Origin of the sequence: Prevotella sp. S7 MS 2 (assembly GCF_000762865.1) — a bacterium.
Taxonomy (GTDB): domain Bacteria; phylum Bacteroidota; class Bacteroidia; order Bacteroidales; family Bacteroidaceae; genus Prevotella.
This window is the reverse complement of record NZ_JRPT01000005.1, coordinates 1-17,209: the sequence shown is the minus strand read 5'-3', so window position 1 is coordinate 17,209 and position 17,209 is coordinate 1. Positions and strand designations below refer to the sequence as shown.

The window sequence follows — 17,209 nt, the reverse complement described above, 5'->3', positions numbered from 1 at the left end:
AAAATGAATCTTATTGATGTGCTTTAGTTATAAAATGTTGTCTTTATTGTGGGATAAATGTTATCTTTGCAACTATGATTCAAGAATACCAAATAAGGGTTTTACCCCAAGTAGCATACAATGTTGAGAGTGTAAAACAGTTTGTTGCGCAAGACAAAGGACTGGACGCACGGACCATTCAGCATATTCGTATCTTAAAGAAGAGTATAGATGCTCGTCAGCGTACCATTTATGTGAATCTTAAAATACGCGTATATATTAATGAAATGCCGCAGGATGATAGCTACATTCATACAGAATATCCCGATGTGACGGGCAAACCGGCTGTGATAGTGGTTGGAGAAGGTCCCGGAGGGCTATTTGCTTCGCTTCGATTAATAGAACTTGGATTCCGTCCTATCGTCTTGGAACGTGGGAAGGATGTTAGAGAACGCAAGAAAGACCTTTCACAAATCACGCGTACCCATCAGATAGATGGCGAGAGTAATTACTGTTTTGGCGAAGGTGGAGCTGGTGCATATAGTGATGGAAAACTCTATACGCGTAGCAAGAAGCGTGGTTCTGTCGACAAAATATTGAATGTCTTTTGTCAGCACGGTGCCAATACGAGTATTTTGGCCGACGCTCATCCGCATATCGGAACGGACAAATTGCCCCGCGTCATAGAGAATATGAGGAATCAAATTCTTCAAAGTGGAGGCAAAGTACATTTTGAAACCAAGATGGAACGTCTTCTTTTCGATGGTGATACTGTTGTAGGTGTAGAGGCTGTTGAGCTACAGACAGGAGTAGAAAAGGAATTCCGAGGTCCCGTTATTTTGGCTACTGGACACAGTGCTCGTGACGTGTATAACTATCTGTATGATAGTCGTGTAGAGATGGAGGCTAAAGGAATAGCTGTAGGTGTGAGACTAGAGCACCCATCGCAATTGATAGATCAAATACAATACCACAATAAGCAGGGACGAGGTAAATATCTTCCTGCTGCAGAATACTCTTTTGTAACGCAAGTAGCGGGGCGTGGAGTCTATTCTTTCTGTATGTGTCCGGGGGGATTTGTTATCCCTGCGGCTACAGGACCGGAGCAAATAGTGGTCAACGGTATGAGTCCGAGTAATCGAGGTACAGCTTGGAGTAATAGTGGAATGGTGGTAGAATTGCATCCTGAAGATATTGTAAACTCGGAAGAGGATGCGTCTGTACCGGAAGTATTGAAGGTAATGAACTTTCAAAAGCGATTAGAAAAGATGTGTTGGCAGCAAGGTAACATGCGTCAAACGGCTCCGGCTCAGCGTATGGCCGACTTTGTAAACAAGAAATTGAGTTATGATTTACCCAAGAGCAGTTATGCTCCGGGACTCATCAGTAGTCCGTTACATTTTTGGTTGCCCGATATGATTAGTTCTCGTTTGCAAGAAGGCTTCAAAACATTTGGTAAGTATGCTCATGGCTTCTTAACCAATGAGGCTGTATTGATAGCTACTGAGACGCGCACGTCAAGTCCGGTGTGTATTTTGAGAGACCGAGAAACCTTGCAACATGTACGTCTTCGTGGCTTATTCCCGTGTGGTGAGGGTGCCGGTTATGCCGGTGGAATCGTGTCGGCAGGTATAGATGGGGAGCGATGTGCCGAGATGTGTGCGGCTTATATGAATGAATTATAAGGCAATGTTACCGTAATTACGACCTCATGTGGTTTTTAATCATCTGCTGCCAAGGCTCAACAGCATTTCTGTTGAGCCTTGGCAGTTTTACTGTTCGGGCTTTTCAATATTGCTGCTAAGCCTATGCAGGAAGATGAGTTCATGAGCTTTTTGGTTTATGAGTTTATGGGTTAGGATTCAAAATCGTTGAGTCTAGATTTTGAAACTTATGTTTTCTACTCCCTAAACCTAGTTTTGAGGAATGTTTCTGCTTTTTCCAAGTCTTCGGGAGTGTCTATTCCGATTGTCTCAGTGTGCGTAATTCCCACTTTAATGTGGTATCCATTTTGAAGCCAACGTAATTGTTCCAATGATTCGACCTTCTCTAATGATGATTGAGGAAGGGCTGTTATCTCAGTAAGAACGTTGGAGCGGTAGGCGTAGAGTCCGATGTGTTTGAGGAAAGGATAGTGTTGTAGCCACTCGCTAGATTCGATGCCACGAACAAACGGAATAATGCTACGGCTGAAATAGAGCGCGAATCCTTGATTATCGATAACGATTTTAGGTGAATTGGGATTCTCTACACTTGCCATATCTTTAAAGGATATGCCAAGTGTTGCTATCTGTGTGTCGTCATCTTCGAATGCTTGACAAATGGTCGTGAGTTGAGATTGGCTGACAAAGGGCTCGTCTCCTTGGATGTTAACAATCACATCGAATGGCTGATTGATAGTTTGGTAAGCTTCTTCTATGCGATCGGTACCACTCTTATGTGCCGTGGAGGTCATGACGGCTTTGCCTCCGAAAGATACGACGGCTTCGTAAATGCGTTGGTCGTCGGTAGCTACATATACGTCATCTAACACTTTGCTAGCTTGTTCATAAACACGTTGAACGACCGGTTTTCCTCCTAATAGAGCCAAAGGTTTTCCGGGAAATCGACTGGAACCGTAACGAGCGGGGATTAATCCTATAAATCTCATATCAAATTTTGGATAGTTAATAACTAGGCTTACAGCACATTTAACGGCTGAGAATGCAATGCAAAAATAATAAAATTTACTAACTAATTTTGTTGTTATCCAATTATTTCTTAATTTTGGCGTATACTAAATTGTAAAAACATTGAAAAATAAGATATTAACATTATTCCTCTTACTTGTCCCTCTTTCTGGTTTTTCACAGAAGATAACGCTTGGTTCATGTACCACGCATGATGGTGGTACCTATAAAGGGCAGATGGTTTCAGGCCGACCACAAGGTAAAGGAAGTACCGTATTTGGCAATGGCGATACCTATGAAGGTGAATATCTGAAAGGTAAAAGGCAAGGTACCGGTATCTATACCTATGCCGATGGTAAAAAATATGATGGTCAATGGTTTCAAGACCAGCGTCATGGGCGTGGTACCTTTTATTTCCTCAACAATAATAAGTATGTAGGACTGTGGTTTCGAGATAAGCAACAAGGCCATGGAGTGATGTATTATTATAATGGTGATAAGTATGCCGGTGACTGGGTAGAGAATAAACGTCAAGGGAAGGGAAAGTATACGTATTCCAGTGGGGCTTATTACGATGGGCAATGGATGAACGACCAAAAGAGCGGTAAGGGCATCTTTGATTGGGGAGATGGCACTACTTACGATGGACAGTGGGTAGATAACCAGCGTTCTGGGAAAGGAGTAAACAAGTATGCAGACGGTGATGCTTACATAGGACAATGGAAAGACGACATACAAAATGGTCGTGGAATCTATAAATTCCAAAATGGCGACATGTATGAAGGCGACTATGTGCAGGGCGAACGTACTGGTGAAGGAATTTTCAGATACGCTAATGGTGATAAATATACCGGCCATTTCTTTGAAGGAAACAAAGATGGGCAGGGTACTTTGGCATGGTCGAATGGCGATATATATACCGGACAGTGGAAAGATGACTTGCAAAACGGTATAGGAAAGTTGACTAAGAAGAATGGTGACGTCTTTGAAGGAACTTTCAAGAATGGCGAACTCAATGGAGAAGTGATTATTCACTATGCCAATGGAAGCAAGTTCCGCGGTACATATAAGAAAGGTGTACCCAATGGTATTGCTTTGGAAGAAGATAAAGACGGCAATCGTTTTGAAGGAAGTTATGTAGATGGCCGGCGTGATGGTAAGTTTGTGGAGAAAGATCGGAATGGTCAAATCGTCAAGAAAGGGCGATATGAATTGGGAAGGCGATTTGAAAATTAGCATCAGATGATTATTGATAAACTTGAAAACCTAAAGATGTATACGGCACTCAATCCTCGTATAGCTTTGGTTTGTAAATTTGTAGAAACGCATTCTTTAATTGACTTGCCTGTAGGCAGGCATCTTATAGACGGTGAGAATGTCTATGTGAATATAGATTTGGTGAAAGGTAAGCAGCGGGAAGATGCTGTATTGGAATATCACCATAAGATGATGGATATAGCAATACCACTGACTTCGGAAGAAGAATATGGCTATACTCCTGTTGCGGAATTGCCAAGTGTGGATTTTGATGTGCAGAAGGATTTCGCTAAAGTGGAAGGAGTCTCATGTCAGACATTCCTAACTTGTAAACTCGGAAATATGGTTATATGTCTTCCACAAGACGGACATGCACCGGGGATATGTGAGTCTGCAGAATTAAAGAAGGCAATCTTCAAGGTTGCTATGTACTAACTGGAAATTAAAATAAACACGATATGGTAAAGAAGGCAAAAGAAACTGCATTGAAGAAGACGAATACTGCGCCTTCGCACATAGGATTGGTTAAGAATGATTCATACTTGATACCTTATGAAGATGCTATAAGGGGGCGGCATGAACATGCGCTATGGAAAATTAACCAATTGACTAGTCAAGGTAAAAAGACACTGAGTGATTTTGCTAATGGATATCAGTATTATGGTTTACATAAGACTTCGAGAGGTTGGGTATTCCGTGAATGGGCACCCAATGCGAAAGAAATCTATTTGGTAGGCGACTTCAATGATTGGCAACGAACAGACCGTTATCGTGCAACCCGTATCTCGGAGACCGGGGATTGGGAACTGAAATTGAGTGCAAAAGCAGTCAAACACGGTGACTTATTCAAGATGTACGTCATCTGGGATGGGGGAGAAGGCGAGCGTATTCCGGCTTGGGCAACACGCGTTGTACAAGATGAAAGGACGAAAATATTTTCTGCTCAGGTGTGGAATCCGGCACTTGCGTATATCTGGAAGAAGCCTAAATTCACTCCACATAAGGACCCATTGCTCATCTATGAATGCCATGTAGGAATGGGTTTGGATGCAGAAAAGGTGGGAACTTATCGTGAGTTTAAGGAACAAGTGCTTCCACGCGTTATCAAAGACGGGTATAACTGTATACAAATGATGGCCGTACAGGAGCATCCATACTATGGAAGTTTCGGTTATCATGTAAGTTCTTTCTTTGCTTCTTCATCCCGGTTTGGTACGCCGGAAGAATTGAAGGAATTAATAGATGAAGCTCATTCGCATGGTGTAGCAGTCATTATGGACTTGGTACATTCTCATGCTGTGAAGAATGAAAAGGAGGGTTTGGGTAATTTAGCAGGCGACCCGAATCAATATTTCTATCCGGGCGACCGTCACGAGCATCCGGCTTGGGACAGCTTATGTTTTGATTATGGGAAGGACAATGTGGTTCATTTCTTGCTTTCCAATTGTAAGTATTGGCTTGAAGAGTTTCGTTTCGATGGCTTCCGCTTTGATGGTGTGACCAGCATGTTGTATTATAGTCACGGGCTAGGAGAGGCTTTTACTAACTATGGTGATTATTTCAATGGTCGACAAGACGATAACGCGATATGTTATCTGACTTTAGCCAATAAGTTAATACATGAAGTTAACAAGCACGCGATAACGATAGCTGAGGAAGTTAGTGGCATGCCGGGCTTGGCAGCACGCTTTGAAGATGGTGGTTATGGGTTTGATTACCGCATGGCTATGAATATTCCTGATTTCTGGATAAAGACTATTAAGGAGCTGAAAGATGAGGATTGGAAGCCTAGCTCCATTTTCTGGGAAGTGAGAAATCGTCGTAGTGATGAGAAGACTATTTCTTATTGCGAAAGTCATGACCAAGCTTTGGTAGGTGATAAGACTATTATTTTTCGTTTGATAGATGCTGATATGTATTGGCATTTCAAGAAAGGGGATGAGAATGAAGCCGTTCACCGTGGCATAGCCTTGCATAAAATGATACGCCTTGTGACTGCCGGAGCCATCAATGGTGGCTATCTTAACTTTATGGGAAATGAGTTTGGGCATCCTGAATGGATAGATTTCCCACGAGAAGGAAATGGTTGGAGCCATAAATATGCGCGTAGACAATGGAATCTTGTGGATAATCTAGAATTGGATTATCACTATTTGAGTGACTTTGACAAAGCCATGTTGAAAGTTATCAAGAGTGAGAAGCGATTCAATTTGACGAATGTTCAAGAGATTTGGCACAATGATGGCGACCAAGTATTGGCCTTTATGCGTGGCAATCTATTGTTTGTATTCAATTTCTCTCCGGTCAATTCGTTTACAGATTATGGTTTCTTGGTGCAGACAGGAGGCTATGATGTGGTGTTAGATACGGACGCAAAGGAATTTGGAGGGAATGGATTGAATGATGACTCTATCGTACATCTAACTACTTATGATCCATTGTATGTCAATGAACATAAGGAATGGTTGAAGTTATATTTACCTGCGCGTACTGCATTTGTACTAAAGAAAAATTGATTTATGAGATCTTCTTATACCAATAGCACTGTCATTATTCGAATGGCATGCGCTATTGTTTTTCTCGTTTTTACATTCTTATACCTTTATAGTTTCCAAGCCGATGTCTTGGCTGTAGCTCAACATGTCTTGTCAAAGGGACAAACGCACTATAATAGAGAGATTGGAGCTACCTTGATTACAACCGTTTTATGGCTGATACAGTTAGGAATCTACTTTTGGACACGATTGGATGGAAAGGTACATGCACTGACTTATTTCCCATCTTTATTGATATTAACAGTCATTACTGATATAAGTCCAAACATAGATGGTGGTCTTTCTTGGGGTGGTTGGCTTTATGCAATTCCCATTTTAGTGGTTTGCTATGTAGGTTTGGTGTGGTTGGTATTGCAAATACAATTACCTGATACGTTAAAACCATCTCATGGACTATTTTCAAAAGATATGTGGATAAACTTGTTGACGATGGCTTGTATGATATTTCTAGTTGGGTTGTTTGCAAACCATGATGATGTATTCCATTATCGAATGCAAGCTGAGCAGGCGTTGTTGGATGGTGACTATCAAAAGGCATTGACAATAGGGAAGGGAGAGAATGCTTCTGATTCAAGTCTCACTCTTATTCGTATCACCGCATTGTCCGAAACGAATCAATTAGGAGAAAAGTTATTCGAATATCCTTTGGTTGGTGGAACTATGTCTATGCTACCTAATGGTAGTAGTGTCAAGTTTATGATGTTTCCAGAGAGCCGATTATACAAGTCTCTTGGTGGTTGGTTTAAGCAATATATGCCCCCTTATCGCTACTTCCAATATATGAGTAAGCATCATAAGGTGAACAAGAAGCTTGATGATTATAGGTTGTGTGCTTATCTGATTGATGGTAAGTTAGATTTGTTCGTACAGTCATTGAGACAGCATCATGATTCTTTAACGAATCTGCCTAAACATTATAGAGAGGCTTTGGTATTGTATAATCATTTGCGAAAAAATCCTTTGCTCTCTTATCATAATGATATACTTGATACAGACTTCCAAGATTTTGAGTCCTTACAACATAAAAGTAAGAATCCCTTAGAACGCTATAGCATGCTAAGGGATTCTTATGGGGACACGTATTGGTTCTGGTATTATTACCGAAACCGTATTCCAAACTAGGATGGATGGGGATTATTCAATCCCCAAAGATTCTTTTACATCTCTCAAAGCTTTTACCCAATCGGTATCAAGACTGAACTGTGTTATGTAGTTTGGGTTTGAATAATAGGCCAATACCAATTCTTTGTCCATGTCATTGAAGCGACTATTGTTGATAGAAGCTACTTTGAAGATTTCCTTTACCTCGTCTTTGTCGGTCTTCTTCTCTGCTTTGGTGAGTTTGTCGAGGAACAAATTCACGTATTCATACATGGCATAAGCTTGATAATCAAGCATACGCATGCTGCTATCCGGCATCAGCTCGGCACTCTTGGCAGCCATATAGTTCAGTTCATCAACCTTGAAAGTGGCAATCTTTCGTGTTTCTATGTCCTTTGTTTGGTCATTGGCTACGGCCTCAGACAAACGTTTGATTTCGCTGTAAACGTTTTGTGCGCTTACCGAAGTGAATGTAAAGCCAATGAAGGCTAAAACAAATAATACTCTTTTCATATTTCCAAATGTTAGTTTTTCGTCAAATATATATAGTTGTTGATACATGCTGGAAGTTCTTCTTTGTAATGTGTAACCATTATCAGCGTCTTGTTCGGGCGTTTACAGAATGTTTCTATTATATCTTTTACTAATCTTCGATTTCTTAAATCCAAACCATGTAGAGGCTCATCTAGGATGAGTAATTCCGGATCTTTGACGAAAGCACGTGCCAATAAAACCAATCTTTGTTCTCCGCTAGATAGTTTTAAGAAACTTTTATCTTCCAATCCTTTCAGTCCAAAGACACGCATCCAAAATCGACAAACGTCATAATCCTCTGGATTTGGTTTGCTATACAAGCCTACAGAGTCCTTTAACCCGCTGGCAACAATTCGAATGGCAGGCATATCTTTTTGATAAGCGCGATGTAATTCAGGTGAAACATATCCAATATGTTTCTTGATTTGCCATATAGTTTCGCCACTACCACGCGGTTGATCAAACAGTGTGATGTCGCAAGCATAGCTCTGTGGATTATCGGCACACACCAAACTAAGCAGTGTTGACTTTCCCGAACCGTTTTGACCACTTAATGCCCAACACTCACCATTCCTTACTGTCCAGTCCAAATCCTTGAGAATTGTACGTTCACCATATTGTATCTTGACATGGTTCATCCTTACTATCTCTTTGGCATGGTAGACTTTATCTTTTGCAGGCAGATTTAAGATAAGGCTTCGTTTGCTTTCTTCCAATATGTGAGCAGGTACTTCGGCCTGCTGTTTTATAAAGTCAGCAGCGAGACGTTTAGGTTTTACCGTCATATCGCTGACTTCAACGACATGCGTAATAAAGTCTGGAATATCATCGGTTTTACTTAAAACCAAGATAATCAGCAATCCTTCTTCTGTTGCAAGCGTTTTCAAAAGCACCTTTAACTTATCTCTTGTTTCGGCATCCAAGCCTATGAAAGGATTATCCAATATCAGAATTCTAGGATTAGAGAATAGCATTCCGGCTAGTTTAAACTTTCTAAGCTCGCCGCTAGACAGTAAGATGATATACTTATCTAGCAGATTCTCCAGCCCAAACAATTCGTAGATATGCTGTTGTAGTGCTCTATGCTTAGGTGTATCTTCACCGGATAGCAAGAAAGCCTCTTCTAGTTTGCTGCCAACCGTAGGAGTCTCTGTATCTATTTCTTGTTGATTCCATCTTTGTTGAAGGAAATATGTACGGTCATTATCTCCTCCATAGCAATCCCTAAATGTGATGTATTTGATGTTTTCACTAACGAGTTGTTTCTTGCTAGGGGTAAAATCATATTCAGGACTGTGGGTAATGAGTGGATGTTTTCCAATGATAATATCTACCAACATCGACTTCCCGCCACCGTTAGGACCAACGATGGCAATTTGTTCTCCCTTACACATCTCGAAATCAACGGGCTGTGTAAAACGCCATTCCGGCATTCGGGCAATCCCTTGGTGGATAGATATTATCTTATGATTCATATCCTAGTTTAATCGTTATTGCTAACTCGCTGTTGATTCTTTCTAGCAAAGTCTTTCCAACTATTATAGTGTGTAGCGTCGGTTATGGGTGTTCCCATTTGCAAAAAATGACAATAGGCAGCTCCTAAGGCATCGGTGGCATCCATAAACTTTGGCATGTCTTGCTCTTGAATGTGTAAAATCTTCTGTAACATACCTGCCACTTGCTCCTTACTGGCTTGTCCTTGTCCTGTGATAGCCATTTTAATCTTCAGTGGAGCATACTCATGAATCGGCACATCGCGTAGGATTGCAGCTGAAATAGCTACACCTTGAGCACGCCCAAGTTTCAGCATTGATTGTACATTCTTACCAAAAAATGGTGCTTCTATGGCTACTTCATCCGGTAGATATTCGTCTATGATGCCCGTAACTCTCTTAAAAATGGTACCTAGACGCAAGTACATATCACCTATCTTACGCAAGTCGATGACACCCATTGCAATCAATGAAGCCTTGTTAGCTTTCGTTTTCAGCACTCCATATCCCATGATGTTGGTGCCGGGGTCGATACCCAGTATTATTTTTTCAACCCTCTGTTTCAATTTTATAGCTTTATCTGTCCAAATATGGATTCTCGGCTAGTTCCTCTCCAATGGTTGTCGACTCTCCGTGTCCGGGATAAATGCGAGTCTCATCGGGTAACTGACATACCATACGGAGGCTTTGTATAATCTGGAACATGGAGCCTCCAAGATCTGTTCTCCCTATAGAGCGACGGAACAGCGTGTCTCCTGAAAAAGCCAAGTTTTCTTTTTGGCAATAGTAAAATACCCCACCGGCCGTGTGACCGGGAGTCGGTATAATAGTCAATCGGTGGTTACCGAATGCTATTGTATCCTCATCGTGCAGATATTTCCCGACAGGTGGAAGTGTGTAGTCCAGTGTTACACCTACAAAAGACTTTACCTGAGCGTCTAGTTGCTGCATATTTGTCTCTTCGTTGGCGTGCGCTTCAACTTTCAACCCAAACTCGTCATAAATGGTATTGTTGCCGAAGTTATGATCAATGTGGCCATGTGTGGCCAGTAAATGGACAGGAGTGAGCTGTTCATTTTTGATATATTGTACGATGGCTTGACGCTCTTCAGGATAGTATGCACCGCAATCAATGATGACACATTGGCGTGTCTCATCGCTCACAACGTAGCAATTCTCCTGAATCATATTGCATACAAATTTCTTGATGTTCAGCATATTAAATCGGAATATAGATGAGTTTCTTATCTTGTTTGAACCAGTCTTCTTCGAAATAGGTGTCGAGTGAAGTTACTTGTACTTGTTTTTTGAATGGAGCAAGTTCGTTCGTTAGGTCTCCACCTTTCAGACATAACAATCCATTATGCAGCTTATTGCAGTACTCTTTCTTGATATTCTTGCGAATAATGGGCATTAATGATGATAGTTGCATGACTGCTCTGCTCACGATGAAGTCGTATTTCCCATCTTCATCTTCACCTCTTAGGTGCTCGGCTGTAATGTTTTTCAGTCCAATAGCTTGTGCAACTTCTTGAACTACGCGAATCTTCTTACTCGTCCCATCAATGAGTTTGAATTCGCAGTTTGGAAACAGTATAGCCAATGGAATGCCGGGAAAACCTCCGCCGGTACCGAAATCTAGTATCTTGGTTCCATCATTGAAGGCTATCTTCTTGGCAATAGCTAGACTGTGAAGCACGTGGTGTTCATAGAGATTGTTGATGTCTTTTCGAGAAATCACGTTGATTTTAGCATTCCAATCAGTATACAGAGGCATCAGTTGGCGGAATTGTTCCAACTGCGTCTCAGATAAAATTGGGAAATATTTAGTGATAATATCTATCATGAAATATCTATTTGAGTATTTTTGTTAGTTCTTCGTTGTCAATGGCTACACGTATTTCTCCTTTGTCGTGTGGGGCAATTTCTTCTTGTTCGTACACAAATATAATTTTATCTTTCTTCAAAATGAAATTTTCAGACGGATATATCGGTGTGTAAGCACATATTTTCATTTTTCTCAAGCCGGCTTGGTCACCAGCATGGAATTGCTCAATGAGTTCCTTTTCTATTATTTCGTTCAGCAATGGTTGGTATCCGCTGACAAATAAATCGTCCAAATGGATAAGTTGTCCGGTATTTGCGTTGAAGTTTAGGGCAACTGGTAGGTGTACTTCTAATTCCTTGTTCAGTCGATAATACACATTTGCCGTATATGTAATGATGTTGTTTTTGAAGCTTTCAACCTTTGTTCTGATGTGACATTTGAAATTATAATTATCAGGATTATTGCGGTCTAGCATATACATATCAGAATATGAATCCTTGTAATCGGCAATTAGTAGCGAGGCAATGGTGTCTATACGCTGTTTAAAGGATAGATGATTGTTGTGAGCACTAATGCTTCTATATCCTAACATTGCGGATTGAAGAAGGCTATCGTTGATGATATTGGCCTTTTTACCTTTTGCATACAATATCCTGAATGAAATCGAAATACGAGGCGAGTTGGGTTCTTTCGTCAAGTTATATACTGAATCCACAGTCACACTGTCGAACTCAATATCCTTCAACTTGGAAATGGAATGACCATAATTTCCGCATGAGACTACAAGCAATGCAACCAAAGCTGCTACCAGTAATTTCTTCATAATCGTGGGCAAAATTACATAAAAAGATTGTAACTTTGCATCTAATATTAATAAATAAGGTGAAAATGGAAGAACTCAAAGTCGCGCTCTTCGACTTGGATGGAGTGGTTTTCGATACGGAACCTCAATATACAGAGTTTTGGAGAGGCGAGTGTTTACGTTATCAACCTGATATTCCCAATTTGGAACAAAAGATAAAGGGACAAACTCTTGTCGAAATTTACGATAAGTATTTCGGGCATGTTCGGTCTGAACAGCCACAAATCACTCAACGACTGAATAAATTTGAAACTCAGATGCACTTTGATTATCTGCCCGGTGTGGTCGAATTTATTCTAGATTTACGCAAGCATGGAGTAAAGACTGCCGTAGTAACGAGCAGTAATCGGCCTAAGATGCAGAATGTATATGCGCAGCATAAGGAATTTTTAGACTTGTTTGACCATATTTTTACGAGCGAAGACTTTACGAATGGTAAGCCCCATCCGGAATGTTATTTGCTTGGTGCTCAGCATTTTGGGGCCTCTCCACAAGTTTGTGTAGGTTTAGAAGATAGCTATAATGGGCTGCGTGCGGTATGTTCGGCGCAAATGTTTGTTGTTGGTTTGGCTACGACAAATCCCCAAGAAGCTATCCTTCCGTATGCAGATGTGGTATGGACGGATTATATAAATAAGGGTTTTAAAGAGTTAGTAAGTGCTTTTAAACAGGGTAAGAGTCCACAATCTGCTTCATGTTGAAATGATATGAGCTTGCTGCAAACGTTTGGCAGTCTTGCTGACAAGCCTATGCAGTTTCGCTGCAAAATGGAAGCAGCACTACTGTTAGGCCTTTGCACCAAATTGATAGAAATATAGTTAAAATGGAATACTTACTAGATGAGTGAGTATGAATGTATAAAAGAATATTTAAAATGGGATATTTAACTACAGATAAGAAGAAAGTTACGGTCAAAACATTCATTGAGAAGAAGAATTCCGGTGAAAAGATAGCTATGTTGACTGCTTATGATTATACGACAGCCGGCATTATAGATGCTGCCGGCATTGATGGAATTTTGATAGGAGATTCGGCTTCCAACGTGATGGCAGGAAATGCTGATACGCTCCCGATCACTGTTGATGAAATGATATATCATGCAAAATCGGTGGCAAAAGCAGTTTCGCATGCTTTGGTAATTTGTGATATGCCGATGGGATCGTACCAGATAAGCAAGGAAGAAGCGCTCCGAAATGCTATTAGAATCATGAAGGAGACCGGTGTTGATGCATTGAAAATGGAGGGTGGTATTGAAATTGTTGATACGGTAAAGGCTATTGTCAATGCTGGTATTCCGGTGATGGGGCATCTTGGTCTGACCCCTCAAAGTATCCATCAGTTTGGTGGTTATGGGTTGAGAGCGAAAGAAGAGGCTGAAGCAGAGAAGTTGTTGGCCGATGCTCATGCACTAGAAGAAGCGGGATGCTTTGGTATTACGCTAGAGAAAATACCTGCAGCATTGGCGGCAAAGGTTACTGAATCGGTGGTTTGTGCAACTATTGGAATCGGCGCGGGTAATGCTACTGATGGGCAAATCCTTGTTTATGCAGATGCGCTGGGGTTGACAGAGGAGTTCAAACCAAAGTTCTTGAGACGGTTTGCAGAATTAAGAGGGCAGATGACGGCAGGGGTAGAGGATTATATCAATGCAGTCAAAGAGGTTGATTTTCCAAACGGCAACGAAAGTTATTGATATTTTTGTTAGAGATAATGCAATGGATACGCAAAACTCCCCTATACACATAGGATTATGGCATCGTAGTTTTTGGATGCTGGCATTGGTGGGATTGTTCTTGACCATGTCTGTGTATGTGCAGATGGTGTCGATACCTTATTTGGGTAAAACCTACTTTGCATCTTCTGATATTGTAGGTTTAGCTTTCGGAACTTATGGTATAGGCCTGTTTGCCTTGGGGGCATTTTGCTCTTATTTGGTCAAATCCAGATGTCGACATTTGGTGTGCAAGGAGGCTATTTTGGTAGTAGCGGCTTTGTATGTGTTGATGTGGTTGATGTTTAAGAATGCAGGATTGTTCTCACAGGGGGGACTTGCAGTTGGCATGTTGGCTATGCGTTTCTTGTTGGGAGCATTCTTTGGATTGGCCGAGATGGTTCTTGCAAGTACGTTGGTCATTGATTCTTGCGAGTCGTTCTATCGTACGGAAGCAAATTATTCGGCAGCTTGGCTTCGTCGTTTTGCTTTGTCGTTGGGACCGGTTGTGGGAATGTTGGTGGTGTTTAAATTCAATATTCTTGATACATTTTTGGTTTCGGCTGTATTAGCTGTGCTTGCTTTTGTGTTCCTTTCGGTCGTACATTTTTCTTTTAGAGCCCCGGAAGAAGATGCACATGTTATGAGTTTCGACCGATTTTTCTTGTCGCATGGAGCCATGTTGTTCTTTAATTTCTTATTAACAACTATTGCTGTTGGCTTACTTTTTAGTTTGAGCCATTCGGAAACATTCTATGCTTTATTGATGGGAGGCTTCTTGGTAGCTCTCCTTGCAGAGAAGTTTGCGTTTGCAAATGCCGATTTGAAGAGTGAAAATATTTCAGGTTTTCTTTGTATTGGAGCCTCTATATTGATTATGTATCTTCGTCATGGATTGACACATTTATGGATTTCGGCATTCTTATTAGGCTTAGGTGTTGGTTTAGTAAGTTCGCGTACTTTGTTGTTTCTCATTAAGTTAAGTCGTCATTGTGAACGTGGTACTTCGCAGAGTACGTTCTTTCTGCTGTGGGAAGGAGGATTGGCGGTTGGCTTGTTTGTTAGCTTTTATTTTCTTCAAGCCAGTCGAGAGCAGGTGCTTTTGTTGGCTTTATGTTTGGTGGTATTATCTTTAATCATATACAATTTCTTCACCCATTCTTGGTATGTAAGAAATAAAAACAGGTGATTTTCGTTATTATAAGTGATGAGAACATTTTGTTTTATATTTTTAGTAGCGGTATTCTCGCTTGTATCAGTGTCTTGTATGAACGAAGAATCGTTCACAACTTCACCGAATAAGATGTTAGTCTATTCTGCTGATACGGTATCAATTGATACTGTGTTTTCCAATATACCTTCGTCTACGCGTTCGTTTTGGGTTTATAATCGTTCGGGAGAAGGAATTAAATTGGCCAATGCGAAGTTGGCTGGTGGAAATCAAAACGGTTTTAGAGCAAATATTGACGGAGTATATCTAGGTAAAACAGCGGGTTATCAAGTAAACGACTTGGAGGTTCGTAGTGGAGATAGCCTGCGAGTTTATGTGGAATTTACAGCCCCAACGACCAATCAAGATAAACCACAACTGTGTCAGGATGAACTTGTTTTTAAGTTGGAAAGTGGAGTAGAGCAGAAGGTTCATTTGAAAGCGTGGACTTGGAATGCTTTGAAAATGAATAATCTAGTAGTTAGTGAAGATACCCAATTGGCTTCATCTACACCTATTATAATATATGGTAAGGTAACGATTAGCCGTGGAGCTACGCTTCGCATTGCTGGAGGAACATCTTTGTATTTTCATGATGGTGCCGGAATTGATGTAAAAGGGACACTTGTCTGTGAGGGGAACAAGGATTCTGAAGTTTTGATGCGTGGCGATAGATTGGACAGAGTGTTCGACTATTTGCCTTATGACCGTGTGAGTGGACAGTGGGGTGGGCTACGGTTTTACTCTGAATCTACGAACAATCGACTGCAATATGTCGAATTGCATGGGGCGCATACTGGTGTGCAATGCGATGAGAATTCTGAGTTGACCATTTCTAATTCCACCATACATAATTGTAAAGGCTATGGAGTTACTGCTCAATCGGCTCATTTAAAGATTCATGATAGTCAATTATCGAACAGTTTGAATGATTGTCTGTTTGCGAATGGTGGACGCGTAGAGGTACAAGGTTGCACGATAGCGCAGTTCTATCCTTTTGATTCTGCGCGTGGATATGCTTTGAATATCTCTAATTCGAGTGGTGCGCTTGAGTTATTTACGTGTGATAATAGTTTGATAACAGGTTATGCTAAGGATGTTATTGGAGGTTCTAATAATAAAGCATCGACCTTTAATTATCAATTTTCATCATGCCTTTTGCGCACAGTAGAGCCTACAAGTGAGAATGTCAATCGTTTTTTGAATGTGCAATATGAGAATGTGGATGATACCATCGCTGCAGGAAAGAAGAACTTTATGAAGGTTGACGAACGAAATTTAGTATATGATTTCCGCTTATCATCAGCATCTTTGGCAAATGATAAAGGAGATAAATCCAAATCCTCGTATACTGATAGGACAGGAATACCTAGATTAGAACATCCTGATATTGGAGCTTATGAAAGACAGAGTACAAAAGATTAGAATATAAATAAAGATATAGTTAATATGGAAAATCGTAAAATTGAAATCTCATATAAATATTGTCGGAAAGAAGAATTGGACGCTGTCTATCAAGAATTGATAGATAAAGCTATTGCCGCAACGCAGAATTCGTATGCAGATTACAGTCACTTTTATGTCGGAGCAGCCTTGTTGCTTGATAATGGGGATGTTGTGATAGGGGCAAATCAGGAAAATGTGGCATTTCCTTCTGGTTTGTGTGCTGAACGTACAGCTATCTTTGCTGCCCAAGCTCAACAACCTATGCAGGCAATAAAGGCAATTGCCATTGCGGCACGAAATGATAAGGGAATGCTAGAATCGCCGATAACCCCTTGTGGAGCATGTCGACAAGTGATGTTAGAGATAGAAGAGCGTTATCATTCTGATATGGAAGTATATTTATATGGTACAGATGGAGTTTATATTGTAAACTCTGTAAAGGATCTTTTGCCGTTTGCTTTTGTTAGTTTGTAAGCTGTATATTATGGTTTGTCAATTCTTGCTGTTTTGCGAAAAAGCTTGTCTTTTCCCTTGACTCACATCAATGTTGCACTTAAAATCTCG

The 17,209-nt window shown here is 40.8% G+C and carries 17 protein-coding genes; 10 read left to right on the top strand and 7 right to left on the bottom strand.

Annotation, left to right across the window (positions count from 1 at the left end; translation table 11 throughout):
• Positions 1-74 precede the first annotated feature (74 nt).
• Entirely contained in the window at positions 75-1,664 is a 1,590-nt protein-coding gene (locus HMPREF0671_RS02105; protein ID WP_036896440.1) for an NAD(P)/FAD-dependent oxidoreductase, read from the top strand.
• A gap of 215 nt (positions 1,665-1,879) precedes the next feature.
• On the opposite strand, the gene kdsB is transcribed toward HMPREF0671_RS02105, so the two are convergent.
• Positions 1,880-2,629: a 3-deoxy-manno-octulosonate cytidylyltransferase gene (gene kdsB, locus HMPREF0671_RS02100; protein WP_036896439.1), complete on the bottom strand. Its 750-nt coding sequence runs from the start codon at positions 2,627-2,629 to the stop codon at positions 1,880-1,882.
• 142 nt (positions 2,630-2,771) lie between these two features.
• Between kdsB and HMPREF0671_RS02095 the strand changes: the two genes are divergently transcribed.
• From HMPREF0671_RS02095 to HMPREF0671_RS02080, 4 genes are read left to right on the top strand one after another with little or no spacing between them, the layout of a single operon-like run.
• Entirely contained in the window at positions 2,772-3,884 is a 1,113-nt protein-coding gene (locus tag HMPREF0671_RS02095) for a phosphatidylinositol-4-phosphate 5-kinase (protein ID WP_036896437.1), read from the top strand.
• Positions 3,885-3,890: 6 nt separating this feature from the next.
• Positions 3,891-4,340: a YhcH/YjgK/YiaL family protein gene (locus HMPREF0671_RS02090; RefSeq protein ID WP_036896435.1), complete on the top strand. Its 450-nt coding sequence runs from the start codon at positions 3,891-3,893 to the stop codon at positions 4,338-4,340.
• A gap of 23 nt (positions 4,341-4,363) precedes the next feature.
• Positions 4,364-6,421 carry an alpha amylase C-terminal domain-containing protein gene (locus tag HMPREF0671_RS02085; RefSeq protein ID WP_036896433.1) on the top strand — a complete coding sequence of 686 codons (2,058 nt, stop codon included), beginning with the start codon at positions 4,364-4,366 and terminating at the stop codon, positions 6,419-6,421.
• Between the two features lie 3 nt (positions 6,422-6,424).
• Positions 6,425-7,582 carry a DUF6057 family protein gene (locus tag HMPREF0671_RS02080; protein ID WP_036896430.1) on the top strand — a complete coding sequence of 386 codons (1,158 nt, stop codon included), beginning with the start codon at positions 6,425-6,427 and terminating at the stop codon, positions 7,580-7,582.
• Positions 7,583-7,594: 12 nt separating this feature from the next.
• On the opposite strand, the gene HMPREF0671_RS02075 is transcribed toward HMPREF0671_RS02080, so the two are convergent.
• The 6 genes from HMPREF0671_RS02075 to HMPREF0671_RS11715 are packed head-to-tail and all read right to left on the bottom strand — an operon-like array spanning position 7,595 to position 12,239.
• Positions 7,595-8,074 (bottom strand): hypothetical protein, encoded by a 480-nt coding sequence (locus HMPREF0671_RS02075; protein ID WP_036896521.1) that lies wholly within the window; start codon positions 8,072-8,074, stop codon positions 7,595-7,597.
• A gap of 11 nt (positions 8,075-8,085) precedes the next feature.
• Positions 8,086-9,570, bottom strand: a complete 1,485-nt coding sequence (locus HMPREF0671_RS02070) for an ATP-binding cassette domain-containing protein (protein WP_036896428.1) — start codon at positions 9,568-9,570, stop codon at positions 8,086-8,088.
• An 8-nt stretch (positions 9,571-9,578) separates the two neighbouring features.
• Positions 9,579-10,154, bottom strand: a complete 576-nt coding sequence (gene ruvC, locus HMPREF0671_RS02065) for a crossover junction endodeoxyribonuclease RuvC (RefSeq protein ID WP_082721780.1) — start codon at positions 10,152-10,154, stop codon at positions 9,579-9,581.
• Positions 10,155-10,164: 10 nt separating this feature from the next.
• Entirely contained in the window at positions 10,165-10,806 is a 642-nt protein-coding gene (locus HMPREF0671_RS02060) for an MBL fold metallo-hydrolase (protein ID WP_036896425.1), read from the bottom strand.
• 1 nt (position 10,807) lies between these two features.
• Positions 10,808-11,434, bottom strand: coding sequence for a 16S rRNA (guanine(527)-N(7))-methyltransferase RsmG (gene rsmG / locus HMPREF0671_RS02055; RefSeq protein ID WP_036896423.1), 627 nt, complete (start codon positions 11,432-11,434; stop codon positions 10,808-10,810).
• 7 nt (positions 11,435-11,441) lie between these two features.
• The gene (locus HMPREF0671_RS11715) at positions 11,442-12,239 is read right to left on the bottom strand and encodes an RsiV family protein (RefSeq protein ID WP_052052759.1); all 798 of its coding nucleotides are present in this window, start codon (positions 12,237-12,239) and stop codon (positions 11,442-11,444) included.
• Positions 12,240-12,304: 65 nt separating this feature from the next.
• Between HMPREF0671_RS11715 and HMPREF0671_RS02045 the strand changes: the two genes are divergently transcribed.
• The 5 genes from HMPREF0671_RS02045 to cdd all read left to right on the top strand — a co-directional run bounded on the left by HMPREF0671_RS02045 (position 12,305) and on the right by cdd (position 17,119).
• Entirely contained in the window at positions 12,305-12,979 is a 675-nt protein-coding gene (locus HMPREF0671_RS02045) for an HAD family phosphatase (RefSeq protein WP_036896421.1), read from the top strand.
• A 173-nt stretch (positions 12,980-13,152) separates the two neighbouring features.
• Positions 13,153-13,971 carry a 3-methyl-2-oxobutanoate hydroxymethyltransferase gene (gene panB, locus HMPREF0671_RS02040; protein ID WP_036896418.1) on the top strand — a complete coding sequence of 273 codons (819 nt, stop codon included), beginning with the start codon at positions 13,153-13,155 and terminating at the stop codon, positions 13,969-13,971.
• Between the two features lie 22 nt (positions 13,972-13,993).
• On the top strand, positions 13,994-15,178 hold the full coding sequence (locus tag HMPREF0671_RS02035; protein ID WP_036896416.1) for an MFS transporter: 1,185 nt from the start codon (positions 13,994-13,996) through the stop codon (positions 15,176-15,178).
• Between the two features lie 78 nt (positions 15,179-15,256).
• Entirely contained in the window at positions 15,257-16,624 is a 1,368-nt protein-coding gene (locus HMPREF0671_RS02030; RefSeq protein ID WP_231725676.1) for a right-handed parallel beta-helix repeat-containing protein, read from the top strand.
• A 24-nt stretch (positions 16,625-16,648) separates the two neighbouring features.
• A complete protein-coding gene (cdd, locus tag HMPREF0671_RS02025) occupies positions 16,649-17,119 on the top strand; it encodes a cytidine deaminase (RefSeq protein ID WP_036896411.1) in 471 nt (156 codons plus the stop codon).
• Positions 17,120-17,209 lie beyond the last annotated feature (90 nt).